At 53.5% G+C, this 26,982-nt stretch carries 29 protein-coding genes; 13 read left to right on the top strand and 16 right to left on the bottom strand.

Annotated features, from left to right (window positions below; genetic code table 11):
- Positions 1-6 precede the first annotated feature (6 nt).
- Positions 7-432, bottom strand: a complete 426-nt coding sequence (gene flgC / locus OWK27_RS11525; protein ID WP_059310347.1) for a flagellar basal body rod protein FlgC — start codon at positions 430-432, stop codon at positions 7-9.
- A gap of 23 nt (positions 433-455) precedes the next feature.
- Entirely contained in the window at positions 456-806 is a 351-nt protein-coding gene (gene flgB / locus OWK27_RS11530) for a flagellar basal body rod protein FlgB (protein ID WP_176609057.1), read from the bottom strand.
- Positions 807-882: 76 nt separating this feature from the next.
- Here flgB and flgA point away from each other — a divergent pair, with 76 nt between their 5' ends.
- The 4 genes from flgA to OWK27_RS11550 all read left to right on the top strand — a co-directional run bounded on the left by flgA (position 883) and on the right by OWK27_RS11550 (position 3,282).
- Positions 883-1,668: a flagellar basal body P-ring formation chaperone FlgA gene (flgA, locus tag OWK27_RS11535; protein WP_267590415.1), complete on the top strand. Its 786-nt coding sequence runs from the start codon at positions 883-885 to the stop codon at positions 1,666-1,668.
- 131 nt (positions 1,669-1,799) lie between these two features.
- Positions 1,800-2,072: a flagellar biosynthesis anti-sigma factor FlgM gene (gene flgM / locus OWK27_RS11540; RefSeq protein WP_148420462.1), complete on the top strand. Its 273-nt coding sequence runs from the start codon at positions 1,800-1,802 to the stop codon at positions 2,070-2,072.
- A gap of 2 nt (positions 2,073-2,074) precedes the next feature.
- On the top strand, positions 2,075-2,512 hold the full coding sequence (locus tag OWK27_RS11545) for a flagellar protein FlgN (protein WP_267590416.1): 438 nt from the start codon (positions 2,075-2,077) through the stop codon (positions 2,510-2,512).
- On the top strand, positions 2,512-3,282 hold the full coding sequence (locus OWK27_RS11550) for a hypothetical protein (RefSeq protein ID WP_267590417.1): 771 nt from the start codon (positions 2,512-2,514) through the stop codon (positions 3,280-3,282). The genes OWK27_RS11545 and OWK27_RS11550 overlap by 1 nt, the downstream gene beginning before the upstream one ends.
- 51 nt (positions 3,283-3,333) lie before the next feature.
- Here OWK27_RS11550 and OWK27_RS11555 read toward each other — a convergent pair whose 3' ends face one another.
- Genes OWK27_RS11555 through OWK27_RS11610 form a run of 12 tightly spaced genes read right to left on the bottom strand, consistent with a single transcriptional unit; the run spans position 3,334 to position 15,504 of the window.
- Complete coding sequence (locus tag OWK27_RS11555) at positions 3,334-4,005, bottom strand: NTP transferase domain-containing protein (protein WP_267590418.1); 672 nt, start codon at positions 4,003-4,005, stop codon at positions 3,334-3,336.
- Positions 3,981-4,589 carry an HAD family hydrolase gene (locus OWK27_RS11560; protein WP_148420458.1) on the bottom strand — a complete coding sequence of 203 codons (609 nt, stop codon included), beginning with the start codon at positions 4,587-4,589 and terminating at the stop codon, positions 3,981-3,983. Before OWK27_RS11560 ends, OWK27_RS11555 begins: the two co-directional genes overlap by 25 nt.
- Positions 4,586-6,445 carry a class I SAM-dependent methyltransferase gene (locus tag OWK27_RS11565; RefSeq protein WP_267590419.1) on the bottom strand — a complete coding sequence of 620 codons (1,860 nt, stop codon included), beginning with the start codon at positions 6,443-6,445 and terminating at the stop codon, positions 4,586-4,588. Before OWK27_RS11565 ends, OWK27_RS11560 begins: the two co-directional genes overlap by 4 nt.
- Before the next feature lie 44 nt (positions 6,446-6,489).
- A complete protein-coding gene (locus tag OWK27_RS11570) occupies positions 6,490-7,431 on the bottom strand; it encodes a hypothetical protein (protein WP_267590420.1) in 942 nt (313 codons plus the stop codon).
- 27 nt (positions 7,432-7,458) lie between these two features.
- Complete coding sequence (locus OWK27_RS11575) at positions 7,459-8,880, bottom strand: glycosyltransferase family 2 protein (protein ID WP_267590421.1); 1,422 nt, start codon at positions 8,878-8,880, stop codon at positions 7,459-7,461.
- Positions 8,881-8,885: 5 nt separating this feature from the next.
- Positions 8,886-9,332 carry a flagellar export protein FliJ gene (gene fliJ, locus OWK27_RS11580; protein ID WP_267590422.1) on the bottom strand — a complete coding sequence of 149 codons (447 nt, stop codon included), beginning with the start codon at positions 9,330-9,332 and terminating at the stop codon, positions 8,886-8,888.
- A 3-nt stretch (positions 9,333-9,335) separates the two neighbouring features.
- Positions 9,336-10,655, bottom strand: coding sequence for a flagellar protein export ATPase FliI (fliI, locus tag OWK27_RS11585; RefSeq protein ID WP_267590423.1), 1,320 nt, complete (start codon positions 10,653-10,655; stop codon positions 9,336-9,338).
- Positions 10,642-11,400 (bottom strand): flagellar assembly protein FliH, encoded by a 759-nt coding sequence (fliH, locus tag OWK27_RS11590; RefSeq protein ID WP_176609065.1) that lies wholly within the window; start codon positions 11,398-11,400, stop codon positions 10,642-10,644. Before fliH ends, fliI begins: the two co-directional genes overlap by 14 nt.
- A gap of 3 nt (positions 11,401-11,403) precedes the next feature.
- Entirely contained in the window at positions 11,404-12,429 is a 1,026-nt protein-coding gene (locus tag OWK27_RS11595; protein ID WP_148420453.1) for a flagellar motor switch protein FliG, read from the bottom strand.
- Positions 12,398-14,077: a flagellar basal-body MS-ring/collar protein FliF gene (fliF, locus tag OWK27_RS11600; protein WP_267590424.1), complete on the bottom strand. Its 1,680-nt coding sequence runs from the start codon at positions 14,075-14,077 to the stop codon at positions 12,398-12,400. The genes OWK27_RS11595 and fliF overlap by 32 nt, the downstream gene beginning before the upstream one ends.
- Positions 14,078-14,087: 10 nt before the next feature.
- The gene (locus OWK27_RS11605) at positions 14,088-14,456 is read right to left on the bottom strand and encodes a flagellar hook-basal body complex protein FliE (RefSeq protein ID WP_148420451.1); all 369 of its coding nucleotides are present in this window, start codon (positions 14,454-14,456) and stop codon (positions 14,088-14,090) included.
- 19 nt (positions 14,457-14,475) lie between these two features.
- Positions 14,476-15,504, bottom strand: a complete 1,029-nt coding sequence (locus tag OWK27_RS11610) for a sigma-54 interaction domain-containing protein (RefSeq protein WP_267590425.1) — start codon at positions 15,502-15,504, stop codon at positions 14,476-14,478.
- Between the two features lie 630 nt (positions 15,505-16,134).
- Between OWK27_RS11610 and OWK27_RS11615 the strand changes: the two genes are divergently transcribed.
- Genes OWK27_RS11615 through OWK27_RS11645 form a run of 7 tightly spaced genes read left to right on the top strand, consistent with a single transcriptional unit; the run spans position 16,135 to position 22,322 of the window.
- The gene (locus OWK27_RS11615; RefSeq protein WP_267590426.1) at positions 16,135-16,908 is read left to right on the top strand and encodes a FliM/FliN family flagellar motor C-terminal domain-containing protein; all 774 of its coding nucleotides are present in this window, start codon (positions 16,135-16,137) and stop codon (positions 16,906-16,908) included.
- Positions 16,901-17,299: a flagellar motor switch protein FliN gene (fliN, locus tag OWK27_RS11620; RefSeq protein ID WP_148420448.1), complete on the top strand. Its 399-nt coding sequence runs from the start codon at positions 16,901-16,903 to the stop codon at positions 17,297-17,299. Before OWK27_RS11615 ends, fliN begins: the two co-directional genes overlap by 8 nt.
- Positions 17,296-18,051: a flagellar type III secretion system pore protein FliP gene (gene fliP / locus OWK27_RS11625; protein ID WP_148420447.1), complete on the top strand. Its 756-nt coding sequence runs from the start codon at positions 17,296-17,298 to the stop codon at positions 18,049-18,051. Before fliN ends, fliP begins: the two co-directional genes overlap by 4 nt.
- Positions 18,052-18,053: 2 nt before the next feature.
- Entirely contained in the window at positions 18,054-18,326 is a 273-nt protein-coding gene (gene fliQ / locus OWK27_RS11630; RefSeq protein WP_176678671.1) for a flagellar biosynthesis protein FliQ, read from the top strand.
- Between the two features lie 6 nt (positions 18,327-18,332).
- Positions 18,333-19,106, top strand: a complete 774-nt coding sequence (locus OWK27_RS11635; protein WP_148420446.1) for a flagellar biosynthetic protein FliR — start codon at positions 18,333-18,335, stop codon at positions 19,104-19,106.
- A complete protein-coding gene (flhB, locus tag OWK27_RS11640; protein WP_267590427.1) occupies positions 19,106-20,233 on the top strand; it encodes a flagellar biosynthesis protein FlhB in 1,128 nt (375 codons plus the stop codon). The genes OWK27_RS11635 and flhB overlap by 1 nt, the downstream gene beginning before the upstream one ends.
- Complete coding sequence (locus OWK27_RS11645; protein ID WP_148420444.1) at positions 20,226-22,322, top strand: flagellar biosynthesis protein FlhA; 2,097 nt, start codon at positions 20,226-20,228, stop codon at positions 22,320-22,322. The genes flhB and OWK27_RS11645 overlap by 8 nt, the downstream gene beginning before the upstream one ends.
- A 1-nt stretch (position 22,323) precedes the next feature.
- On the opposite strand, the gene OWK27_RS11650 is transcribed toward OWK27_RS11645, so the two are convergent.
- A complete protein-coding gene (locus OWK27_RS11650; protein ID WP_227009609.1) occupies positions 22,324-23,169 on the bottom strand; it encodes a hypothetical protein in 846 nt (281 codons plus the stop codon).
- Positions 23,170-23,798: 629 nt separating this feature from the next.
- On the opposite strand from OWK27_RS11650, the gene OWK27_RS11655 reads away from it, so the two are divergent.
- Positions 23,799-24,416, top strand: coding sequence for a trimeric intracellular cation channel family protein (locus tag OWK27_RS11655; protein WP_267590428.1), 618 nt, complete (start codon positions 23,799-23,801; stop codon positions 24,414-24,416).
- A gap of 2 nt (positions 24,417-24,418) precedes the next feature.
- On the opposite strand, the gene ligB is transcribed toward OWK27_RS11655, so the two are convergent.
- Entirely contained in the window at positions 24,419-26,089 is a 1,671-nt protein-coding gene (gene ligB, locus OWK27_RS11660; protein WP_267590484.1) for an NAD-dependent DNA ligase LigB, read from the bottom strand.
- Between the two features lie 251 nt (positions 26,090-26,340).
- On the opposite strand from ligB, the gene gmk reads away from it, so the two are divergent.
- On the top strand, positions 26,341-26,964 hold the full coding sequence (gmk, locus tag OWK27_RS11665) for a guanylate kinase (protein WP_148420442.1): 624 nt from the start codon (positions 26,341-26,343) through the stop codon (positions 26,962-26,964).
- The last annotated feature ends 18 nt before the right edge of the window (positions 26,965-26,982 follow it).

The following is a 26,982-nucleotide window of genomic DNA, read 5'->3' on the forward strand; positions in this document are numbered from 1 at the left end:
CCATGCTTATGCTTCTCCAAGTCGCAGCAGGCTTTGCTGCATGCTTTTCACACTGTTCAGCACATCCACGTTGGTTTCAAAACCGCGTGATGCCGACATCATATCCGCCATCTCTTCCACCACGTTGACGTCCGGGTAGTAGACATAGCCGTCGGGATTGGCCATCGGGTTGTGCGGTTCATAGCGCTGTACCGCGTTACCGGTCTCAACGACGTCCATCACCTGCACGCGCGCACCGGTTAAGGCCTGATGGTTCATCAACTCGTCATTTTTATACACCGCAGCAAATACCGGACGGCGCGCTTTATAGGTGCCGTCTTCGGTAGCAGAGGCGGTTTCTGCGTTGGCGAGATTACTGGCGATGGTATTAAGACGAACGGTTTGCGCCGTCATCGCCGATCCCGAAACGCGATAAATATCCGAAAAAGCCATATTTCGTGGTTACCTGCGTTGGGTTACTTACCGTCAATGGCCTTTTTAAGGCCAGTGAACTTCATGTTTAAAAAGGCAAGGCTCATCTGATAGTCCTGGGTGTTCTTCGCGAACTCCGCCTGCTCGACGTTCAGTGAAACGGTATTGCCGTCGGAAGACGGTTGGTAAGGCACCCGATACATCTCCTGCGGGGCAGACGAAAAGGAAAAACTCGACCGTGAACGTTGCATCTCGGAGGCAAAATCAATATCTTTAGCCTGGAAGTTAGGGGTATCAACGTTTGCCAGATTGGCTGAAAGCAGCTCTGCTCGGGAAAGTCGAAGTGCTACAGCCTGTGGATGAACGCCCAATGCTTTGTCAAAAGTAATACTCACAATTCACACCCTCGTGATGCTTAAACCTGCATGCTCTGCGTTTTCATAGCAACTTTCATGCCAAGGTTTTAAGTTTATGATTTACAATGTTTTTCCTCTTTTTTTAAGCGTCAGGGTGAAACGGTATTTCCGCTTTCTGATGGCGTTTTTCCTGCTGTCGTTTTCAGTTATCGCGCTGGCCGATGTCGCCCCTGCCATCAGCGCCCGCAAGCAAGTTTTTGCCACCGTCCAGCACCACGCGTCGGATCTCATTCGCCAGGAGGCAAAGCGCCGTCGCTGGCCTGACTATCAGGCGAAAATGAATCTGTTTATTCCTGGTGAAGTATCACAGTACGCGGCATGCCCTGAAAAACTGGCCGTTTCTCTTCCCGGCGGCGACCGCCTTGACATCAATCGCCTGCGGTTTGACGTGCGCTGCGCGGGCCCCGGAGGCTGGGATATTCCGGTTACCGTAAAGCCAGATATTTACCTGCCGGCAATCGTCGCCAGCGCCACGCTGGAGCGCGGTCACGTCATCACTCCCGACAGCATCGCCATTAAAAAGCTCAACGTCAGCAATATGCGCGGTGAATATCTGACCCAGCCAGACGACATCATCGGGATGACCGTCAGGCGCCGCATACGCGATCGGCAGGCAATTACGCTTCAACAGCTGGAAGCGCCGCTGCTGGTAGAACGCGGCCAGCGCGTGCTGATGATTGCCGGACAAAACGGCGTGGAAGCCAGAACGATGGGTGAAGCCATGAAGAAGGGACGCAAAGGCGAGATCATTAAGGTCAAAAATGAGACCAGCGGACGGATCGTCAGCGCTATTGTTGCCGACGTTGGCGTGGTGAATATGGTGTATGCCAGCGGCAGGTAAAAAACTTACCTCCCTGTTTAAGTTACCGCACGCCATAGCCGCTCTTTACACATAACGGCACAGGAAGCAGGACTTCCGCAGGGCAAGGTTCATACGCAACCAGAACAGACGATAGGTAAAAGGGCAAAGCGATGAAAGTAGCAGCACCGCAGTACAACCTGACCACTGCAATTAATAAAGCCAGCAGCGCGGAACAAACGTGCACCGTGGCGCAGGAGGGTACCCGCGTGATGCGCAGCGCCGCCATCGATCCGGTCCTGGGCGATGCGCAGACGCAGTTAAGCACGCTGCCAGAAGTGGACATGGCGCGTGTCGCCGAAATGAAGGAAGCCATTAGCAGCGGCAAAATCAGCATCAATATTGATTCGCTGGCCGAGGCGATGCAGAAGTATTTCCAGAGGTAATTATGACCAACGCCGCCCAGCGCGTTAAAACCCTGATTCAGGATATGGCGGAAGACCGCAAGCACTACAGCGCCCTGACCGCCCTGCTCGACACACAGCGCCGCCATATTGTCGCCCGCGATAGCGCGGCGCTGGAAACGCTCAACGCGCAGCTGATGGCGATTTACCAGCAGCTATCAAAAAATAGCCAACAGCGCTATAAGCTTTTGAACGAACTGGGCATCACTCCGAATGCCGAAGGCATAAAATCGCTGATCGCCCGCCTGCCCGCCACCCACCGGCCAACCGTTTCAACCCTCTGGAAAGGTCTCCAACAGCAGGCTACCGCCTGTCAACGCGCCAACGACTACAACGGTGCGCTGATAAATATGCAGCAGGAGATCCTTGGGAATTTGCTGAACAGCAGCGCGCCGGAGAACTGGTTGTATCAGGAGGGGTGATGCCGAACGTGTCTGAGCATATATTTAAAACCCACTCTGGCGTTGAAATTCATTACCGATTTCAGCCGCCAAAGTATGATTGTCAGCATTTGTTGATCGTCATGTCAGGATTTAATATCCCCGACCCCACGATCTATGATTTCACTATGCTTACGCATTGCCGTTCAGCCATTTTATGGATCAAAGATGATTTTAATGGGCTACCCGCTTATTATCTCTGTAATAATATGAATTTTGATATTGAGCAGGGTGTCAGCACTCTCATCAATGCAACTATGGATGTGGTTAAGCCAAAATATACATCAATATTAGGGGCATCAAAAGGTGGTAGTGCATCGCTTTACTATGGTATTAAGCATAAAATAATAAATATTATCGCCTGCGTACCGCAATTCCGTCTGGGTAGTTATGTCGCTGACGGTTATTGGCAGTCAGTTGGTCAAGCAATGATGGGGGAGATCAGTCCAGAAAAAACTTACATTCTCGATCGCTATCTTCCCGGCATCATAAAGCATGATAAATCCCTGAAAAAAAACATTTATCTTTTTACTTCCCCACAAGATAAGCAATTCTTAGCAGAGGTAAAACCTCATCTTCCGCTCTTTGAAAAATATCCTAACTTCAACCTCATCGAAACATGCTCCCCTCTGGTTACAGACCATACTCACGTTACAGCCTATAATCTTAATTTAATATTATCTCTCATTTATCAGTTTGAAGATGGTATTTCAGTAAAATGGGGCTCTATACAAAATGGCAGTCGATGGTAAAAAAATATAGACCGTTTACGGTCTATATTTTCAATGCATTAGTAAGACCATTTAAATCGCAGAAAAATATAATTCATCTTTAATAATACTGGACTGCATAGCCAACTCCATATCCCCCTTTGTGTCTATTTCAAAAGCGATAATTTCTCGGGCTGTAAGAGGTAAATATTGTTCCAGTTGTTGAAAAACCGAATCGCCAAAAGGCGCCAGTAATCGCGGATGAATAAAACATAAATTAGCCCATTCAAATGGCGTATTTACTTCGCGACTAAAGTGATTTACTCTATTATCATAAAGTGATACATAAACAGCATCATGCGTTTTAGCTCGCGTAATTCCAATTATATTATCCTGGTGACTCCCGGCACAAAATTTCTTAAACCTAATAAAATCATCCGGGTCAAAAATGATATCAGCATCCATAAAAAGACAGTTTTCGTCAATACCCTGACATCCCAGCCAATAGCTTGTTAATGTGGAGGTAGAAAGATATTCAGGGTTGCGTACAAACGTCACATCACGACGATAACGAAGGACAGTTTCAATCACTTCTTGTTCCTGAAAACCAATTACGATACGGACATCTTCAACATCGTCCAGCAGCTTAAGAAGGTAAGCTATTAATGGGCGGTGATTAATTTCCAGCAAACATTTAGTTTTACCTAATCCGAGGCGACTACCGACGCCTGCAGCAGCAATTATAGCGTGTTTAACAGACGACACAGGGCATCCTCTTCATAAATTATATAATTTGCTTTCGCAATCAATACAGGACTTGGCTGATGGGTTAACCCTATCGCCACAGCCTGATCTGCAGTTTCAAACATGGGATAATCATTAAGCCCATCCCCAAAGGCGACAATCCTGCTGTCTGGGTATCTCTTTCGCAGTGCATTCACCGCGGTCGATTTCTTCAATATATAGTCAAGAGATACCAGCTTGCCATTGAGTTCCTGAACACGGGAAGAAAAGTAATCACACCCAATGCTTTGCATTAACGGTTTTATCCACACATCTAAATTGCCCGTAACGATAAAGCAGCGTTCGCGATAATGACGGATAAAATCAATAACATTATCAAATAACGAAGCGTTAAAAATGATATCTTGCACTATGCTCACCGGCACGTGCTTCAAAATAGCGAAGCGCAGGCGTAATGACTCTTCAAAACTGATAGCGCCGTCAATCGTCAGCTTTGTCAGTACATCAAACTCATGCTCCAGGCCTACCTCATTGGCAATAAGAGGTAATAACTCGCGACGGGTAAGCGTGCCATCAAGATCAAAACAAAATATACTTTTTTTCATTTTCTTTTATAAATGAAGTAGTGCTGCTGAGTTTCTTTTCTGTTATTTAAATTGTCAGGATACATCAACCCTGTATCGATTAATTCCAGCTTAAGAGTATCTGCACATTGGTTTACGTATGACGTCAATTCTTCTGCGGTGCGATAAATCGCATTATATTGAGATTTCAACTCTTCAGACCAATGAGATTTTAACGTCAGGCGCTCTTTTATAGCCAGAGGCTCACGTATCATAATAATTGTTCCCGATGTGGTAATCTTAGCTAAATTGTCAAATATCTGAGTAACCTCATCATTATTTAGATAAATCAAAACCCCCGCGATGATGATATGGCTAAAAGGTCGCCCTGATGATGCTGTCAGTTCCGAAGACAGCTCATATGCTTTCTTCACAAAAAAATGGCTACGCGGATCCTGATGATATTTCTCTTTTGCTATCGCAATCAGAGAGGGAGAAAAATCGATCCCCGTATAAAGAACGCCTTTAGATTGCAGCGCCTCATACCACCGTCCATTACCGCAACCAATATCGAGCACATTTGCATCGGACGTCAGCTGGAGCTTCGGCAGGAGAAGGGTTTTTTCATGCTTATCCCGCTGCGTCGCCAGCTCGACAGATTGATACATTGTCATCGTGAGGGGATGACTACCTTCCTTCTGCGCCGCTCTGGATTCAAAGAAATCCAGCACAGCATTTTCGCTAATGACAGCCGCTTTGTCGCCCGACAGGCGCGTTTTTTTAGCAATTTTCGCTGCAAAATAGCCAAGAAGAACACGATGAATTTCATCTGCGGCACTCACTGGCGGTATAAAGAAATTTTCCCGCAACGCCGCAAGACGTTTTTCTTTTTTTGGATCCTCATCTTCAAGGACCATTTTAACAAAGCTATCGATATCCTGTTCACAACGGGCGATATAATATTTTTTATGCACAAAGCTGGCACTTTTATTCAGCCCTAAACAGCTTTCGTGAGTCAGATATAAAATTGGCTTTTGCGTTGGTAAATATTCCAGTAAAAATGACCCTGCATCAGCCATTAACGCGTCTGCACGTGAAAAGGAGGTATCATAAGATGCGTCGAAATCGAGAATGATGTTATCATTGATTTTCGCATATTGAACTAAACGTGAGAATTTATCGACTGCTTCTCCACCAAATGCGTTTAATCGCCCAATAAACAACGGGTGGGGGCGGATAATCAAATTCACCGGATAGGTCATCGCGATGTAGAGCATTGTGTCACAATAAATGTTAAACGTGGACCACCCTTTGCGATCCCCTTCCTGAAAGTGAGGCGTCCAAAGAAGTACTTTTCGTTCTTCTTTAGTCTTTTTATGCCATAGCATTAGACTGTCAAACTTCGGATGGCCTGTAACATAGACATGTTTGTTACCCGACCTGCAATACTGTTTATATAAGCGCTTATGCTGAGCGGAACGAACGAATATCCACTGCGCAAAATTATGGCAATCCATATCGTACTGGAAAGAAAGGTTTGTTTCTCCCTCCCCGACATCAAGGCCATAAGGTATATAAGCATATTTAATATAATTCTCTTTAAGAACACGGCAGGAGAAGCGTTCCGGACGCGTAAAATCATAAGGATTCTGAATAAAAACGACGTCTGGTTTATCGTTCAGATAATTATAATCTTCATGCCATATCCACTCGATACCACGCGCATTCAGGAAAGCTTTAGCTTCTGCATTTTCATGATCTATTATGCCGCTATGATGAAATGGCAGTAAAATCAGACGACAAATAAAATTATTATCCTGCTTCAGCGCAGCCAGAACAGATGCATAATTTGACCATCCTGGTGCCCACTGGAAGAGAAAATCAACCTTAATTCTCACACGCAAACTCCTGGCAATATAGTGAAATTTATTAACGCGACGAATTACAACAGCGACAGCCCGCACAGCAGGCTGTAATCCGCCGTATTTGCCGCGTCGGTCGCAAATGGATTCTCCTGCTGCCAGCCGCGTAGCGCACCGATCAGCAACGCCGCGTCGTCCTGGCCAAATGCGCCCTGCTCGGCGCGCATGGCGCACAGCATTTTGAGGTGGAAGAACAGTCGCGCCAGCCCCAGCAGGGCTTCGCCATAATTGCTGCAGTTCACGCCGGGGAATACATCGTTGTACAGCGGATAAATCAACACATTGCGAAGGATGTGCGGCTGCTCGTTAAACAGGCTGATATCCGCCCATACCGCTTCCAGCGTCTGCAGACGTTCCGCCAGGCGCGAAGGCTGCATGATCGACAGCTCGCTCAGCTTCAGCGCCATACCCATCTTCTCCACTATCGGCAGGTTGAGATTAAGGCGCAGGGTGCCCATCTCTTTCAGCGTGGCCACGCGGTTCTCAATAATCGGGGGCAGCATCGCGAATTGCTGCGTTAACACCCCCTGCTCCGCCAGCGCGGCCAGCTGTTCTCCCATATTTACCAGCAGTGCCGGGTCGCACTCACCGTTATCCCGATATTGCTGCGCTTTACTGAGCAGCACGCCAATGCTGTACAGACTCACTTCCAGCGCCAGCGCCGGATGAATGGCGAGGTTAACGCACTGTTGATTGAGGGTCTCGCTCCATGGAGAGAGCATCTCTTCGCCCTGCGCTGCCCTCTGCGTGGTATGCAAAATAAACGCGTCCGGATTGAACAGCATCTCTTTGGCCGCCGTTTCACAAACGATATCCAGGCTCTCACGCTGCTGGTTTTTCATCTTCACGCTGATATGCGGCCAGCCCTCCCCGCCGTTCCGGCAGGCCGGGCATTCACACGCGGTCTCGCGCGCATCAAAACGTGACACAAATTCAGGTTGGTAGTGTTCAGTCAGTTCCATGTTCGTTCTCTTTCGGGCTGTCGCGGGTTAACGGTGTTTACGGAAGAACCAGTGCGTACAGTCAACAGGCTCGCCGCTTTTGGGGTCCGGGTAGTGTTGCAGGAAGGCGAAGCTTGGGCTGAATCCCAGCCACAGCGCGTTTTTGCTCATTAATACCGCCCAGCAGCGATCGATGCTGACGCTCTGCTCCATCGCCTGACGATAGGCATCCAGCAGCACAGGGTAGTAATCGGCATTCACCGCACAGGCGCACGCGCAGCCCGCATTAAAGATACGTGCCACTCCTTTTAAAGATCGGGTTGGCGTGAAGTTTTCATAACGTCCACCCAGCAGCAGCACCTGCCAGTCCAGCTGGTCCAGGCCATCGAGCAGTTTGTTGACGTTCTGAATCGCATTCTCTTTTCTGACAAAGCGCAGCCCGGCATCCAGCAGCACCACGTTTTTCCAGCCCTGCTGTTGGGCATGGGACAGCACCTGCATATGGGTTGCCAGTTCGGCGGCCTCCGGCGTTCCCGTCTGCACTTTTGCCACCGGCCAGATTTGTCCGGCTTCTACCCCCAGCGCCAGCAGCGCTTCACATCGCGTCGGCAGCGTTGCTTCCTGCTGCGGGTCATACAGAACGGCGATTTTCTCGAATACCGACCAGTTCACCCGCGTATTGAGCGGCGCGGTGCTAAGCCGGCGGTAGTGCGCCAGCAGGTTGGGATCGCTGACAAAGTCCTCCAGCGTAAGATCGACCGGCGTTGAGCTATCGAGAATGAAATCTTTGTCGTAGGTGTTGCTGCTGTGCGAAATACAGAGGATGGTTCGCTTCGGGTCAATCTGCTGCACCGGCGTGGTGAAATTATTCAGAAATCCCACCTCTTCCGCCTGCATCGCTTCATCATCATAACGATGATTTTTCAGCAGGTTACGATGATAGCCGAACGTGCCGTTCAGGGCGTGGCGGGCCCCGAAGGAGTGGGTCAGATAGATTTTATCCAGATGGCTGTACCAGATATAAATCTGGTCGCTGCCGGAAAACAGCGCCCGGTGGGTCTGCATCTGCGCCACCTGATGGGAAATCTTATCCGGCGCATAATAGTCATCATCATCGAAACAGATGATGTATTCACCCTTCGCCAGCGCGTTGAGCCGGTTACGTTTATTGCCCAGCGTCAGCCGCTCCGGGCTGTGGATATACCGTACGTTCGGCTGCGACGGATCGACCATCATATCGATGAGATCGGCGTTGCTGGCCGGCGAATCGTCGAGGATCACCAGTTCGCGCCTGTCCGCCGGGTAGTCCTGGTACTGCCAGATATAGAGCAGATAGGGCAAAAACTCGCGGCGGTTGTAAGTCGGGCAGATGACGCTGACAAACGGCGTCGACCGCGGCTGCGAACGCTGCTGGCGCGCCAGCAGGGCTGAGATCAGGGAAGACTGAGTGTTTTTAGAGGTTGTGGTCATAACATTTATCGTTGGCGAGCGGCGGCCTGCCGTTGGCGCAGCCAGCACTGAACAGAAACAGAATCGGTTATTTTTTGATCGCGGCGGCTTAACGCCATCCGCTGGTCGCTGCGTTTGGCATCCAGCACCATCGCAAGGCTTTTTTCCCGCTTTGCTTCGGCCAGCAGGTTATCCTGAATCTTTGCCGCTTCCAGCGAAGCCAGCGCCTGCTCCTGCTTCTGCCAGTCGATAACCCGCTGAATATTTTGCTTATATTTTGACTGGTTGATCATCAGCACGGCGCTGTTCGCGCTCTGCGTGACGAGGCCTGATGCCAGCGAGGTCAATGCATCAATGTTCTTCTCAAAGCGCTGGCAGAGCTGTTTTTGCGAGGCCAGCTTTACGGTCAGGTCATCAACCGCGCGAGTACGCATCAGCTGTAGCTGTTCCAGTGTCGAAATGAGTTTGTTCATCGGTTATCCTGCCTGCGCCAGCGCACACAAATCCGTTACGGTGGCGTCAATCAACGCCGCGTCGTGCACTTCCTGCTGTAAGAAATGCGTGATGGCCGGAGAAAGGCGTACCGCCTTATCCGCCAGCGGATCGGCCCCCGCGACATAGCCGCCCAGCGGTATCAACGGCTTAATATTCTGGTATTCGGCGTACAGCTGCTTAAGGGTACGCGCGGCGAGCTGGTGCTCACGGGTCGTCACCTGGCTCATGCAGCGGCTGATCGACTGGCCGATGTCGATGGCCGGATAGTGCCCGGCCTCCGCCAGATGGCGCGACAACACGATATGTCCGTCAAGCACCGCGCGCGCGCAGTCAACGATGGGATCCTGCTGATCGTCCCCCTCCGCCAGCACGGTATAAATGGCCGTCATCGATCCGTTACTCCCGCTGTTACCGGCGCTTTCGACCAGGCGGGGGATCATGCTGAACGCGGAGGGTGGATATCCTTTCGTTGCGGGCGGCTCGCCGAGCGAGAGGGCTATCTCGCGCTGGGCCATGGCGTAGCGGGTCAGGGAATCCACCAGCAGCAGCACATCTTTGCCCTTGTCGCGATAGTAACTGGCGATGGTATGGCACAGCTCGGTGGCCTTGATGCGCATCAGCGGCGACTCATCCGCCGGCGCGGCGACGATGACCGACTTTGCCAGGCCTTCAGCCTGGAGCGAATTCTCAATAAATTCTTTAACTTCACGTCCACGCTCGCCAATCAGCCCCACGACCACCACTTCGGCCTGGGTATAGCGGGTGATCATCCCCAGCAGGACGCTTTTGCCCACCCCACTGCCCGCCATAAGCCCTACGCGCTGGCCTTTACCAACGGTCAGCAGGCCGTTGATCGCCCGCACGCCCACGTCCAGCGGTGTTTCAACCGGCTTCCGTCGGAGTGGGTGGATCTGCGGCAACTGCTGTGGCAGCAGCGTGTCACCGGTCAGCTTGCCCTTATCGTCCAGCGGTTCACCGAGGCCGTTAACAACGCGGCCAAGCCACTGGTCACCCACCATCACCCCTTCGCTTTTACCGGCAGGGAAGACGCGCGCCCCGGCAATCAGTCCGGACGGCTGTTTGAACGGCATCAGGTAGGTAACCTCACGGTCAAATCCCACCACCTGGGCTTCCATCATCTCTTGCTCAACGCTTTCTACGTAGCACAGCTGGCCTATCGCCAGTCGACAGCCCACGCACTCCAGCAGAATGCCGTTCACCCGCACCAGACGACCCGCGACGCGTGCCAGGTCAATCTCTTCGATGGAGCGTAACGCCTGTTCGAAATCAAGGCTGCTCATGGGATGCGTCCGGCAACAGGTTGTCTTTCAGCACCGCCACGCACTGGTCGAGACGGTGCTGGCAGCCCACATCCATTTCGGTGGTCTCGGTGATTACGCGGCATTCGCCTGGCTCCAGCGCCGGGTCGGCGGTCAGCCCCCACTCACGCGCTTTTTCCGGCTCCGCTTCGCTGATGCGGCGGAACTCTTCGCTGTTCAGCACCACGCGCATCTGCTCTGGCGGCTGCGGCAGGCTGGTCAGCGCCTCTTCCACCAGCGCTAGCAGCTGGGTCGGGTGCAGCGCCAGCTCGCAGCGGATCACCTGGCGGGTTACTTTCTCCACCAGCTGCATTAACTCTTCACGACGGCGCTGTTCATAGCTTTCGAGGAAACGCTGCACGTCGGCGGTGAGGCGTTCAAACGGCGCCGCCGCCTCCAGAAACTGCTGGCGAGCCTGCTGCTTACCTTCCGCCAGGCCTTTGCGCATCCCTTCGTCGAAGCCGAGGCGCACCCCTTCCTGGTAGCCCTCCTGCTTGCCCTCTTCCATGCCCTGGGCAAAGCCCTGGTTCATGCCTTCGCGGAAGCCGGCTTCGCTCTGCCGCTGATGCTCGCCGGGATCCTGCATGACGGACACCTCGCTCTCGCCGTCCGCGTGCGGCGTCGCCCGGCGTTTGCGCAGCGGGGGGAATTTATGCAGCCGGGGTTTAACCACCGCCTGACGCCGCGAGGTCAGTGCCTCGAGCGCGGGACTCCTTTTCTTGAACATGGTTTATTCCACCGTCTGTTCGGCGAAGAGCTGCACCTGAATCTCACCCTCTTCCACCAGCTGACGCAGGGTCTGCATAATCTCTTTTCGCACCTGCTCAATACGGCTGACCGGCACGGGACCCAGGCGGCTGGTGGTGCTTTGCAGCAGGGTCACCTGACGCTTCGGCATGACGTTGAAAATCGCCTGGCGCAGCACCGGCTCGGTGCCCTTCAGCGCCACGGCCCACTCTTCAATCGGCACTTCTTCCATCAGGCGCTGCAGCGTGGCTGGCGTCTGGCGGCTGAGAATGAAGAACTCGTACATTTCGTCCTGCAAATCGTCGACCACGCTTTCGTCGCGCTCGCGCAGCTGCTCCAGCAGCTCCTGCTGGTTGCTGGGAATACGGTTGACGATATTGGCGGCGTGCTTGATGCCCGCCACCTTAGAACCATGCTCTGAAAGCACCGCGATACCGCGATCGATCAGGCGATCGAGCTCGTCAATTACGTCGCGGTTAACATCGTCGAGCCGGGCAACGCGGTATATGATTTCATCCTGACGTTCGCGCGGCAGCACGCTCAGCACGCTGGCGGCGATGTCTGGCGGCAGGAAAGCGAGGAAAACCGCCTGCAGCTGCAGGTGCTCCTGATCGATTAGCGCCGCCAGTTGGGGAATATCAACCCACTGCAGGCGGGCCATGCGGTAGCGGATCTCATCGCCGTAAATACCGTTAATGACGCTGCGGGCAATTTCACCCCCCAGCGCCTTTTCCAGAATGCTGCGCAGGTAGGAGCGCGACGCGCCGTTGATGCCGCTCTGCTCGCTATAGTCGGAAAAGAAATTGTTCATCGCCTGACGCGCCTGGCTCACCTTCACGTCATGCAGACGCGCCATGGTTTCACTCAGCAAAACCACCTCTTCGCGGGTGAGTTTCTGCATAACCTGCGCAGCGGCCTCTTCGCCCACGCTCATCAGCAAGATCGCCGCCTGCTCCAGGCGGCTACGCCCTTTGGCGTTACTGGTCCGGTTTGCTGTTGCTTCGGTCATTGCTGTTAATCCATTGTTTCAGAACTTCTGCCACGCGCTCTGTTTCGCTCTGGGCCAGAACCTGGAGATACTCCACCTTGGTTTCCAGGCCGGAGCTTTGCGGCGGCAGCAGATCGTCATTATTGTTAAAGCCCGCTTTCGACAGCGTGGAAAGCCCGTTTTCCGACGCAGGAGAATCGTCTGTCAGCAGCATTGAATCGTCCTGTTCGACCGCGTTTACCACGCGTTCGCGGCGTCCCAATCGCTGGGCCAGCGGCCGTACGCCGAACAGCAGCGTCAGCAGAAGCAGCAGGCCAATACCGCCGTTCTGCGCCCAGTACTGCATATCCGGATCTTTCCACCATTTCCCGACTACCGGGTCCTGGCTGACCGGAGGGGTAAAGGTCAGCACGTCCAGGGTTAACGCATCACCGCGCTGTTTATCGATCCCGGCGGCGCTTTCTACCAGCCGGGTAATTGAGGTCAGCTGCTCGGGCGTGATCTTAGCCAGCGCGGGTGCGCTCTGGTTCAACGCCACGGCCACGCTCAGCTTCTCCAGCTTATAGCCGGGGTAGCGGATATGGCGGATGTCGCGGTCGAACGCATACTTGCGCTGCTCCTGGCTACGGTTGCTCAGGGAACGCGGATCGCGGGTGGTTGTTTCCGTCGTATTCGTCGCGGCAGGCGCTGCCTGGCCCGCGGCCAGAGCCGCTGCCGCCTGCGGATTTTGGTTCACCGGACGGTTGCTTAACGAGCCGGGAATACCAAACGCCATTTCGTTGGTGCTGTTTTCGTGGCTTATCTGCTCATCGCTCACGCGCGGATCTTTGCCCAGCCGCTCCTGCGTCTCTTCAACGCGGCTCAAATCCACGGTCGGGGCAACGCTGATGCGGAAGTTCCCCTCGCCCACCAGGGAGGTCAGCAGCGTGGTGATGTTCTTGCGGGTATCGTCGCGGATGTGCTGCACAACCTCGTTGCCGGGGCGTTTGCCCTCAGGACCTTCAATACCGTCTGAGAGCAGGTTACCCGCCTGGTCAACCACGCGTACGCTGTCTGCGGCCATGCCCGGCACGGAGCCGGAGACCAGCTGCACAATCGAGGCCACCTGCTGTTCATCCAGCCGTTTACCGTAGCGCAGCTGCACGATCACCGACGCGCTGCTGTTCGGCTTGTTGGTCAGAACAAACGAGCTGGACTCGCTCAGGCCGAGATGCACGCGGGCGTGTTCCACCGGATCCAGCGCCATGATGCTTTTCGCCAGCTCGCCTTCCAGGCTGCGCTTATAGCGCACGTTCTGAATGAACTGGCTGCTGCCGAGCATCTCTTCTTTATCCATCAGCTCGTAGCCGTCCGGCGTCGCGGCGCTAATACCTTTCGCCGCCAGCGCCATACGCGCCTGCGGCAGCTTACCTTCACTGACCAGGATCTGGCCGTTATCGGGGTTAACGCGATAAGGAATGTTTTCTGCACCCAGCACTTCCACCACCTGCGAAACAGGGATCTGTTCCTGCGCGCCGTACAGGGCTACATAGCCCTGATTGTGGTTCCACAGCGAGGCGACGATCCCGAGCGCCAGCACGGCGCCACCGGCAATCGCCAGCAGTTTAGGTGCGTTAGTGCCGGAGGGCAGAGAGAGAGCGGGGAGACGAGCTTTGATTTTGTTTAACACGGTACAAACCTTACAGCGAGATGTTCATCACTTCGTCCAGCGCGCTGTTGAGCTTATTGCGCACCTGCATCATGGCCGAAAAGGCCACGCTGGCTTTCTGGCTCTCAATCATTGCGCCGGCTAAGTCGTCGCTTTGCCCCATATCGATTGCGGTTTGCTTTGCGCTGGCGCTGTGCTGCAATGCATCGACGTTATCGATAGCGCTGTTCAGCACGCGCGCGAAAGAGACCGGCGCCGTACGGGTAAACGCGTCGCCGGCCGGCGCTATCGTGGGGGAAAGGTTAACCGCGCCGGAAGAGGCCAGCGAGGCCGTGCGCTGCATACGATCCAGAAGCGCCTGTTGCGCGCTGTTAATACCTGCGGCAGCTATTTTGTCCATGATTTGTTCCTTTCTGGCCTCAGGAATAACATTCAATATCAATACCTTCGTCACGCATGGACGCAAGGCGATAACGCAGCGCGCGAGGCGTAATGCCAAGAAACGCTGCCGTTTTAGATTTGTTGCCTTTGTGGCGTTTTAACAGGTCGATGATGTAATGATATTCCGCCATGCGGCCGTGCAGCTTAACGTCGCGTATGGCTGAGCTGTTGTCCTGCTCCCGATAGGCGGGCATCACCCCGACAGCCGGGTTTGCCGGCAGGGGTGCGCACGCAACCAGCCCGAGATCGGCGGCTTTGATTTCATCACCGTTGCCGAGGATCATGCCCCGCTGGATCACGTTCTCAAGTTCGCGCACGTTGCCCGGCCAGTCATAGTTCAGCAGCGCGTGGCGGGCATCGTCGCTCAGACGAACATTGCCCTTGTGGAAGGCGCGATATTTGGTAATAAAACGCTGAACCAACGGCAAAATATCCTGCTTGCGTTCGCGCAGCGGCGTAATATGGATCGGCACGACCGAAATACGGTAAAACAGATCCTGACGAAAACGGCCTTCGGCGATTTCCTGTTGCAGATCTTTATTGGTGGAGGCAATCAGACGAATATCGAGAGGAATACGCTTATGGCTTCCCAGACGTTCAACTTCCTGCTCCTGCAATACGCGTAATAACTTTGCCTGTAGTGATAAAGGCATATCGCCAATTTCATCCAGCAGCAGCGTTCCGCCATTAGCCTGCTCGAATTTTCCGGCCACGCTGGCGACCGCCCCGGTAAAAGCCCCTTTTTCATAGCCGAATAAAATGGCTTCCAGCATGCTTTCCGGGATCGCGGCACAATTAACGCCAACATACGGCGCACCATTGGCGCAGGCATGCTCATGAATATATTTGGCGACGCACTCTTTACCTGTTCCCGTCTCGCCGGTGACCAAGACTGACACATTATATTTAGCAACGCGGCGGGCTAATGACATCACACCCACACTGGCAGGGGAAACGGCAATAAACCCCTCTCCATTACGGTCTTCACGTTCAATGATAATGTTCATGCTGGAGTACCATTAAAAGAACTTAAAAACAAGAATTCGCCACACCTTTATTAACATCCACAATTGTCCTTCCATTGCTGGATGGATAATTAAAACGTTTAAATAATGTTAAAAAAGATTAGAACTTATATTTATTATCCCGAGGAAAGGAATCTTCCTGGAAAATATGTTGCCTAGTATACGCACCGCCTAAGAATTGTCTTATCTTTAATGCATATTAAAAAATTAACCATTTAAATTCATATGGTTATGAATAACATTAATCTACTTTCAACCGGAAAAATAATGGATTAATAAACCACGCACTCTTGCAATAAAATGAAGAGAAAGGTCTAATTCTCAGCCTGAATAAAAAGGCATATGGGTTTTCGACAGGCAACGCGCCTTTGGTGCCAGTGATAAGCGTCACAACGATTTCAAAACTCAAATGCTGGCAGAAGAAATTTTCGTGATGGGTCATACAGGTCTTCACCCTTACGTTATGGTCATACCAGGAATTGTTATCAAAGCGGAATAAACATGTACCCTGCTTCAGAACGAATCAGAATCCACCAGCAGAATAACCTTCCTGATCTGGTAAAGCTTGATGTGAGTAAACTCGGCCGACCATGGCATAAGCTACCTAAGTTAATGAATGATAGCTTTGATATTCTTGATGCACGCCTGAGCATTTACTTTCTGAAAAAACTACGGGTTAATGCCGCGCTGGAATCAATGACCTTTGTCATTGATAAGCATTATAAGAATGCACAGATATTCTCTACGCCTTACGGGAATATCGGTTTTGTTATTGACCGTATCTTATTACTTAACGTACTTCATGATTATTACGGCCTGAGTAAAGATACCAATCAGATAGCGCCCGATGAGTCATTACCGATAACCAAAACGGAAGAACGCCTTAAAAGTAAGCTGGGGCAAGAGCTCACGTCGCTGATTATCTGCAAAGAAACCTTTGGCGAAGATCTGGATATCAAGGTGGATTATTCCGCCGTCATTAATCAGTGGTCCTGGGGCATCACCTTTACTCTGGCCGGCTATAGCCACGGCAGTTTTACCGTCCTGCTGGACAATCATCACGTCGATCAGATGCTCGCCACGCTGCGCGCGCCGGATCTTCACGCGCGGGCCACTGAGAAAAGCGTGACCCTAAGCCCGGCCCAGATCGAACGCCTGTTCGACAGCCTGCCGCTGAAGCTGACCGGCCGCCTCGCCAGCCTGAACCTGACCGTCGCGCAGATTGCCGACATCAAACCCGGGGACATTATTCCGATCGCAATTAACGAACCGGTGCCGGTTTTTATCGGTAAAGAACAGATTTTTGAAGCCGCAATCGCCGAAGATCGCAGCAAGCTTTTCTTATGCGATATCCATGACAAGACAACCGAGAAGCACTATGAGTGATTTGCAACATGAGCTGAGCCAGTCTCTGGACCTGGACGACCTGAACCTGAGCGATATGCCGCAGGAAGAGACCGTTGAAGGCAATATCCGCCTTGATATTCAGCCTGAAATCCGCCATGCGCCACAAACCGACGAACGCCGCATGGCGCTGTTCAGCCGCATTCCGGTCACGCTTACCCTGGAAGTATCCTCCGTGGATATCTCGCTGGCTGAACTGATGTCGGTGAATAGCGATTCCGTGATCGAGCTGGACAAAATGGCCGGTGAGCCGCTGGATATTAAAGTGAACGGCATTGCCTTCGGCAAAGCGGAAGTGGTGGTCCTGAATGACAAATACGGCCTGCGCATTATCGAGTTCAATGCAAAAGAACTGGGCGAGCTCACCCGATGAACCGCACGTTTTACCGCAACGGCTTGACGCTGCTGCTGGTGGCTGGCCTGCTGTTTGCTACTCCCGCTCTGGCGGCTAATGGCGATATCACGCTGTTTAGCACTACGGCGAACGGCGCAGGACAGGATTACAATGTCAAAATTGAAATCCTCATTCTGATGACCCTGCTCGGCCTGCTGCCGATCATGGTGCTGATGATGACCTGCTTTACCCGCTTTATCATCGTGCTGGCGATCCTGCGTCAGGCGCTGGGCCTGCAGCAGAGTCCGCCCAACAAGATCCTTACCGGCATTGCGCTGGCCCTGACGCTGCTGGTGATGCGTCCGGTATGGACCACGATTTACGCCGATGCCGTCGAGCCGTTTCAGAATGACCAGATCACCCTTAAGCAGGCGCTGGTTAACGCCGAAGCGCCGCTGAAGAAGTACATGCTGGCACAAACTAACACCAAAGCGATGGCGCAGATCATGACCATCGCCGGGGTTGAAGGCGATGCCCGCGAGCAGGATTTGACCATCGTCACCCCGGCCTATCTGCTGAGCGAGCTTAAAACGGCCTTCCAGATCGGCTTTATGATCTACATCCCTTTCCTGGTTATCGACCTGATCGTCGCCAGTATCCTGATGGCGATGGGGATGATGATGCTGTCGCCGCTTATCGTCTCGCTGCCGTTTAAGCTGATGCTGTTCGTGCTGTGCGACGGCTGGACGCTTATCGTCGGCACGCTCACCTCCAGCGTGCAGGGGCTGTAGCGATGATAAACATGGACACGGCGGGCGACATCATGGCCTCCGGCATCCACCTGGTGCTGGTGATCTCCGCCGTGGCGATTATTCCCAGCCTGATTGTCGGCCTGTGCGTCAGTATTTTTCAGGCCACGACCCAGATTAACGAACAGACGCTGAGCTTCCTGCCGCGGCTGGTCGTGACGCTGGGCGTACTGATTTTTGCCGGAAAATGGATGCTGACCCAGCTGGTGGATTTTACCGTCCAGATTTTTCATCAGGCGGCGGCGCTGGTGGGTTAACGCGTAATGGGAATCGATATTCAGGCGCTGTTGACGCCGATAATGGCGCTGGTTCTGCCCTTCTTCCGCATTCTCGCCTTTTTACAATTTGCGCCGGTACTCGATAACCGCGTCTTTTCACGACGCATCAAAATCGGGACCGCGCTGGCGCTGGCCATCATCATTACGCCTATGCTGCACCATAACGTGGTGCTCAACGAACTGCTATCCATGCGCAGCATACTGCTGATTGGCGAACAGCTGCTGTGGGGATTTCTCTTCGCCACGGGGCTGCAGCTGGTATTCGTCGCGCTACAGACGGCGGGGCATATTCTGTCGATGAATATGGGGCTCGGGATGGCGATGATGAACGACCCCGTTAACGGCAGCTCCACCACGGTTATCTCGCAAATTATCTATATCTTCTGCGGACTGCTGTTTTTCATTATGGACGGCCATTTATTACTGGTCACCATTCTGTTCAAAGGCTTCAGCTACTGGCCCATCGGACAGGCCATTAACCAGCCGTCGCTGATGTTGGTCGTGCAGGGGCTGGGCTGGATTATGGCTTCCGCCACGCTGATTGCGCTGCCAACCACCTTCGTGATGCTGATCGTCCAGGGCGGATTCGGCCTGCTCAACCGGGTGTCGCCGACGCTTAACCTGTTCTCCCTTGGTTTCCCTATCAGCATGCTGTTTGGGCTGCTGTGTATCTCAATGCTGGTGACCAACATTCCGGATCACTACCTCAATCTGACCAATGAAATTCTGGCGAAACTTGACGCCATAAGGGTTCAGTAATGGCCTCTGGCGGCGATAAGAGCGAAAAACCTACCCCCGGGAAGCTGCGCAAAGCGCGGGAAAAGGGTGACATTCCCCGCTCAAAAGATTTGACGATGGCGGTCGGCCTGCTGGCGTCCTTTTTCACTCTGTCGGCGTTTTTACCTTATTACCACCAGCTCATCGGCGAGTCATTCGCCGCCGCCGGCACAATGGCGCAAGACCTCGATAACCCGACCATTCTGAACCAGTTTCTGATGCTCAATCTGAGCGTATTGCTGCGTTTTATCGCCACGCTAACCCCCATTCCGCTGGCCTGCATCGTCGCCAGCCTGGTGCCGGGCGGCTGGTTATTTACGCCAGTGAAGCTCAAGCCGGACTTTAAAAAACTCAGCCCCATAAGCGGCGTCAAGCGTATGTTTTCCGCCAGCCATTACACGGAAGTCGGCAAAATGCTGCTGAAATGCGCAACTATCCTGGCCGTGCTTTACACCATGGTTCATAGCCAGATGAGCGAGCTGCTGCACCTGCAACGGCTGTATCTGAACCAGGCAATTGGCTATGGATTCACCATTTTCCATCACGTTGTCAGCTACTTTGTCGCCGTTATCGTCATTTTCGCCCTGCTTGACGTGCCCCTGAGCAAATTCATGTTTACCAAAAAATTGCGCATGACTAAGCAAGAGGTGAAAGAGGAGTACAAAAATAATGACGGGAACCCGCAGATTAAGGGGCGAATTCGCCAGCTACAGCGCCAGATGGCGATGGGACAGATTTCGCGCACCGTGCCCACCGCCGACGTCATTATCACTAACCCGACCCACTACGCGGTGGCATTGAAGTACGACCCGCAGAAGGCAGAAGCGCCCTACATCGTCGCTAAGGGGATTGATGACGTAGCGCTGTGGATCCGTGAGGTGGGAGCCAGTCACAGCATCGAAGTGGTGGAGTTCCCGCCGCTGGCGCGCGCGGTGTACTACACCACCCGGGTGAATCAACAAATTCCGGCGCAGCTGTTTCGCGCCATCGCTCACGTGCTGACCTACGTCATGCAGCTCAAATCCTGGCGCGAAGGCCGCGTTGAGCAAAAACCCCGCCTGAACAGGCAAATAGATATTCCTCAAGAGGTATTAAAATCCAATGGATAACAGTAAGTTGCACAACGTGCTGAGCGTGCTCCGCAAGGGGCAAGTCGCGGTACCTGTCCTGCTTCTCTGCGTGCTGGCGATGGTTATCCTGCCGCTGTCGCCGCTGATGCTGGACATCCTGTTTACGTTCAATATCGTGCTGGCGGTCATCGTGCTGCTGGTGGCGGTAAACATGCAGCGCCCACTGGATTTTGCCGTTTTCCCGACCCTGCTGCTGATCACCACGCTGATGCGCCTGACGCTGAACGTGGCGTCGACGCGCGTCGTGCTGCTGAACGGTCATCTGGGCGAGGGGGCGGCCGGTAAGGTGATCGAGGCCTTCGGCCAGGTTGTGATTGGCGGTGATTTCGTCGTCGGCTTCGTCGTATTTATCATCCTGATGATCATTAACTTCGTGGTGGTCACCAAAGGGGCGGAACGTATTTCAGAAGTCTCCGCGCGCTTTACGCTGGACGCGCTGCCGGGCAAACAGATGGCGATTGACGCCGACATGAATGCCGGGCTTATCAACCAGCAGCAGGCACGGAACCGTCGACAGGAGGTGGCGAAGGAAGCAGACTTCTACGGCGCGATGGACGGTGCGTCGAAGTTCGTTCGCGGCGACGCCATCGCCGGGATTATGGTGCTGATCATCAACGTGATCGGCGGTATCTGTATCGGTATCTTTAAATACGATCTCGACGCCAGCCACGCCTTCCGCCAGTACGTGCTGCTGACGATTGGTGACGGCCTGGTCGCCCAAATCCCGTCGCTGCTGCTGGCAACCGCTGCCGCCATCATCGTTACCCGCGTCAGTGAAGGTAACGACATCAGCGATGAAATTAAAAGCCAGCTGCTCTCCAGACCGAGGGTGCTCTACACCGCCGCGTTCGTCATGTTTATTCTTGCGATCGTGCCGGGGATGCCCCACGTTGCCTTCCTGAGCTTTACGGCGCTGCTGCTGTTTGCCGCCTGGCGACAAAGCAAAGCAGTGCAGCCTGCGCCAAAAGAGACGGATATGGAGGCGATTGGCGACGCGCTGGCACCCGACGCCAACCCGCCGATTACCTGGGACAGTATTCCGCTCGTGGAACCGATTGGCCTGAACCTCGGCTATAAGCTGGTCTCCATGGTCGATGAATCCAAAGGTAGCCCGCTGTCGCTGCGCGTGCGCGGGGTTCGCCAGGTGATCTCCGAACTGTGCGGCGTGCTTTTGCCCGAAATCCGCATCCGCGAAAATTTCCGCCTCAAGCCTGCTCAGTACGCTATTCATATTAACGGCATCCGCACGGCAATGGGGGACGTTAACGCCGAAAAGCTGATGGCCATACCCGGAACAGAGCTTTATGGGGAAATCGATGGGGTGCTGGACACCGATCCGGCCTACGGTATGGCAATTGTATGGATTGACCCGGAGCAGAAGGCTAAAGCGCTGAATCTGGGCTACCAGGTCGTCGACTGCGCAAGCGTAGTGGCTACGCATATTAATAAAGTTGCCCGTGAACATCTGCCGGAGCTGTTTAATTACGATGACATCACCCATCTGCATGCCCGCCTGGCACAGCAGGCGCCGAAGCTGGCAGAAGATTTAAACGCCGCGCTAAACTATAGTCAGCTGCTGCGCATTTACCGCCAGCTGCTGCTGGAGCAGGTGTCGCTCAAGGATATTGTCACCATCGCCTCGACGCTACTTGAAAGCTCGGCGGTTACCAAAGATCCGATATTACTTACGTCAGACGTGCGTTACGCGCTGCGTCGCGCCATCGTCCACAGCATCAATGGCGATCGTCCGCAGCTTGCGGCCTACACCATTGATAGCCAGCTGGAAAATATGCTGTTGAGCGCGCTCAACCAGGCTCAGCAGGCAGGAAAAGTGGCGCTGGACAGCTTCCCGGTCGATCCAAACATTCTGACGCAGCTGCAAAATACGATGCCGATGATTTACGAGCAGATGAAAGCGAAAGGCCTGCCGCCGCTGCTGCTGGTCACCCCGCAGCTGCGTCCGGTCATTTCACGTTACGGCAGATTGTTTGCCAGCGGCCTACACGTGCTTTCCTATAATGAAGTGCCGGACGACGCCGATCTGAACGTGGTGGGGACCCTCGCCTGATTTATTGCGCCAAATAACGCAGCTTCCACTCCGCCAGGGTACGCGGCATTTTGACGGCGTCGTTGCCCTGGGTACTGAAGTAAGAAAACGTTAGCTTACCTTTGCCGTTCGGTTCGATCCGCGCCGCCCAGATGTCGTGGGCGGTATACATAATGATTGCCGTACGGGTATTCGCGGCACCGCGGACCCACATTGATACCACCGTTGCGCCAACATTATCCATATCATCCTGATAAATATAGATATTAGCGGTATCAACAAATTTTTGATAATCGTCACCCACCAGCGCGCGGAAACGTTCGTCCACCTCCGCATTTGGGAAGATTTCCAGGGTACGCAGCGTCGCTTTCGGACGCGGATCTTGCTCTGACTTCAGGTAGCGCCCATCAATAAATGCCCCGCTCGGCATTAAGAGGCGACAGCCCCAGTCCGCGTTGCTGTAGGCCTGTATTGCGCCGCTAATTCGCGGAATAAATAGCACCTTACAATGTTTGCTATCAACCATATTATCGATCAGCACCATGCCGTTTATTTTTCGGGCTTCGGCGGTGAACTCATCTTTATTCAGTCCCGCCCAGATGCGTATATCGGCGACGATGGACCAGTCCGCGCTATGGCTGAACTGGATCACCCCACCGCTGACGTTGGCCGCACTGGTATTCCACCAGCGCCCCTCCCAGGAGAAGCCAGACGGCACATCGGCTATCCGGCTGATTCCGCTATAGTAAGCCCGCTCAATGCAGTCGTCCGATGCGCACTCACCGAGCGATTTTTCCCACTCCTCAAACTCCTGATGCACCCGGCCGGCATCGCGAGCGACCAGCATCGCCCGGTAGACGTTGGTCATGGTGTCATCCAGCCAGTGAAGATTAGCATTATTACAGACCGTATTCTGGAGCGGAGTAACGGCACGCTGGCAATTCACCGCGTAAACACTGGTACTCGTCAGTGCAGCTGCAAAAATAAGATATTTAATCAAACACTTAACCATTAGGATATTTTTTAATCAAAAAGGGCGCATATTTTGTCTAAAACATTTTTTTAATGCAATAAAACGTTATAAATAATTCACATAATCAATATTTAAATATTTGTTTTTAATGTTGCTCAATTTTGTCATTTATTTATTTTATAAATGTAATATCGACTATTTTGTTATAAAGAATAATCGTCGGTAAAGTAAGTGCCCTTACAGGGCTTTTCTTGAGCATGTAACGATCTCGCCAAACCCTGCGCAGCAGAATGCTGCAACGGGCTGCTTTCACGCTTTAGCTTTTTTAAGGTTAAATCCAACCTTGCGCTGCTAATAGCCGAGATGAATATCAATTATTTATCCAATCAAAACAGCATATTAAACTTATCAAATATTGCAATTTATCATTACTATTTCTTATCCGAAATGAATCACTTTAGAAAATCTCAATCGTGATCTTCCGCACAAATCGCTAACCTCCACGTCTTCATACCGGAGGTTTTATGCTGCTTCACATTCTTTATCTTATTGGCATTACCGCAGAAGCCATGACCGGCGCGCTCGCCGCCGGACGTCGCCGTATGGATACCTTCGGCGTGATCATTATCGCCACTGCCACCGCGCTGGGCGGCGGGTCCGTGCGCGATATCCTGCTTGGTCATTATCCGCTCGGCTGGGTCAAAAACCCTGAATACGTCATTATCGTCGCGACTGCCGCCGTATTGACCACCATCGTGGCGCCCGTCATGCCTCACCTGCGCCGCCTGTTCCTGGTGCTGGATGCGCTTGGGCTTATCGTCTTTTCCATCATTGGCGCGCAAATCGCGCTCGATATGGGGGAAGGCCCGGTGATCGCCACCATCGCTGCCGTGGTAACGGGCGTGTTTGGCGGCGTGCTGCGCGATATGTTCTGCAAACGCATTCCTCTGGTCTTTCAGAAGGAGCTGTATGCTGGCATCTCCTTTGCCGCCGCGGTGCTCTATGTTGCCTTACAGCACTATGTAACCAATCACGACGTGGTGGTTATCTCCACGCTGCTGTTTGGGTTTACCGCGCGTATGCTCGCGTTGCGCCTGAAGCTCGGCCTGCCCGTTTTTCACTACAAGCACAACGCGCATTAAATTCAGAACCCGTTAATGTGCTGCTCAGCCAGCCATCTTGCCAGCCCGTCAACGGGAGGCGCATGCAGCCAGCTCACGATCTGCTGCGCCTTCTCTTCACCTGTTCCCGGCAAAGCCTGCCAGTCAGCGGCGCTCCGCTGATTCAGCGCCTGCCACGACGCCGCCCCAACCGCATTCAGCGTGGCTTTTGTCAGCGGGATCCCCATCGCTGTGACCCAGCGAATAAAGGGTTGTTTGCGCACCCGATTAAAACGATGCCAGAGCGATAGCCCGCGCCCGGCGGAAAAGCCCGGCGTGGACTGTAGCTGTTCCTGCGTCAGTGTTAACCACGAAAAAATATGCTCGAAACGATGCGTCTGATGAAGCGTCCGCCAGCCCGCCTCGCCTAACCCCTCGATCCCCAGCCCCTGCTTCGAGCTAAGCCACGTCAGCCGGGCAAAGAACTGTTCCATACACGCCGGTGAGGCATAAAAACAGGTCAGTGAATGGTACTGCGGGGCCGGAGGTTCCGGTTTTTTCCTGTCCTCTCCCCGCCAGACAACCCGGTCGAACCGGGGGATCCCCTGTCCGGCAAGGCTTATCAGAACCTGATCGCCGGGAACAACGTCCAGCCGCTGCCAGCGGGCAACCGACCCCAGGCTCACCCGCCGCACCTGTTTATCATCAAGCTTTACCGGATCCAGTTCGGCTACCACGGACACCTTACCCGTTCGCCCGACGCCAAACTGTATCCCTCGCACCTCAGCAACCTGAGCGACAGGCGTATATTTCCATGCGACAACCCAGCGCCCTTCACCGGGCAACCAACCGTCGCCCGCGGGTTCATCCGCTGAGCGCACCACAATGCCGTCCGTGGCAAAGGGCAGTGCTGCTGTATGCCACGCTGAACGCTGCGCTTCGACCGCATCCACAGACGCGGCGGGCAGCGTATAACGCTCCGTCAGGGAGAACCCGGCTTTTGACAACGCATCCAGAGAGGCCTGCATCTCTTTCGGTCCATCCGGCCAGGCCCAGATAAACACGCCTATTTGTCTGAGCAGCGCGCTATCGTTTTGACGCATCATGGCGCCCGCCACTTTTGCCCGCATGTTCATTCCCCCCATCTGACGCTGGATGTGGTTTTCACGGATCCAGAACAGTTCGCCCTGTAAGACGCTGTTTGCCAGGGGGCCGGACAGGTTTTGCGGAACAGAGGGGATCGAGCGAACCTGCGCCGTCCAGTCTTCGCCTTTTACACCGTTGCCACGGCTAATGGCCTGGGCAAGCTTCCCGCTCTGGTACACCAGCGTCACAGCCACGCCATCCACCTTGGGCTGCATCCAGAGATGTTGCCGGGCTTGCATCCACCGGCTGAGCTCAGCCTTACCGGCAACCTTATGCACGCCCGTATGCGCAACCGGGTGTTTCACACTGCCCGTAAGAGGGGGCAGCTTCTCCCCGGCAGAGGCATGACCAAAACAGTGCTGCCACTGATTCAACCGCGCGTTAAGCTGATCGTACACGCCGTCATTAACGTCACTTTTTCCCAGCTTCCAGTAAGCATCGTCCCAGCGTTTGATCTGCGCGCTCAGCGCTGCAATTTCCTTCTCTGCTTTTGCCTGCGACCATACCGGGCACACCGCTAACCCGGTGCCACACCACAACAGCGCTAACCCGCTTATCCATCGCCACATCATTACCCCTCCTTTGCGTTGGAGGAGGTATAACCCGGCGTTGAAAACTACGCGAATGGCAACGTTACGCTTTGCGAGGCGTTATCCAGCGTTTCTTTTTATTGCTGCAAAGCGCAGATAAAACCTGAAAACGGCACGCAAAAATCAATAATCCAGGGGAAAAAGTGTGACAAAGGCTACGTCACACAGCGGCGACGTGTATAATAAGCCCGTATGTAGGACTTCTTCGCTAACACATACAAAAGACTCTCATGGCTCAAGGCACGCTTTATATTGTTTCTGCCCCTAGTGGCGCGGGTAAATCCAGCCTTATTCAGGCACTGTTAAAAACCCAACCGCTGTACGATACACAGGTTTCTGTTTCTCACACCACGCGGGCACCGCGTCCGGGTGAGGTGCACGGTGAACACTATTTCTTTGTAAATCACGACGAATTCAGAGCGATGATTGCCAGAGACGCGTTTCTTGAACACGCGGAAGTTTTCGGTAACTACTACGGAACCTCGCGTGAAACCATTGAGCAGGTACTGGCTACGGGCGTGAACGTGTTCCTGGATATCGACTGGCAGGGCGCGCAGCAAATTCGTAAGAAAATGCCTGATTCGCGCAGTATCTTTATTTTACCGCCATCGAAAGATGAACTGGATCGCCGCCTGCGTGGCCGCGGTCAGGACAGCGAAGAAGTTATCGCGAAGCGTATGGCACAGGCTGTTGCAGAAATGAGCCATTACGCGGAATATGATTACCTTATTGTGAATGATGATTTTGATGCCGCGCTGAGCGATCTCAAAACTATCCTTCGCGCAGAACGTCTGCGTATGAGCCGCCAGAAGCAGCGACATGACGCATTAATCACCAAACTGTTGGCAGACTGAACCCACTTTCAGTATCAT

This window comes from Enterobacter cloacae complex sp. 2022EL-00788 (genome assembly GCF_026627565.1).
Lineage (GTDB): Bacteria > Pseudomonadota > Gammaproteobacteria > Enterobacterales > Enterobacteriaceae > Enterobacter > Enterobacter pasteurii.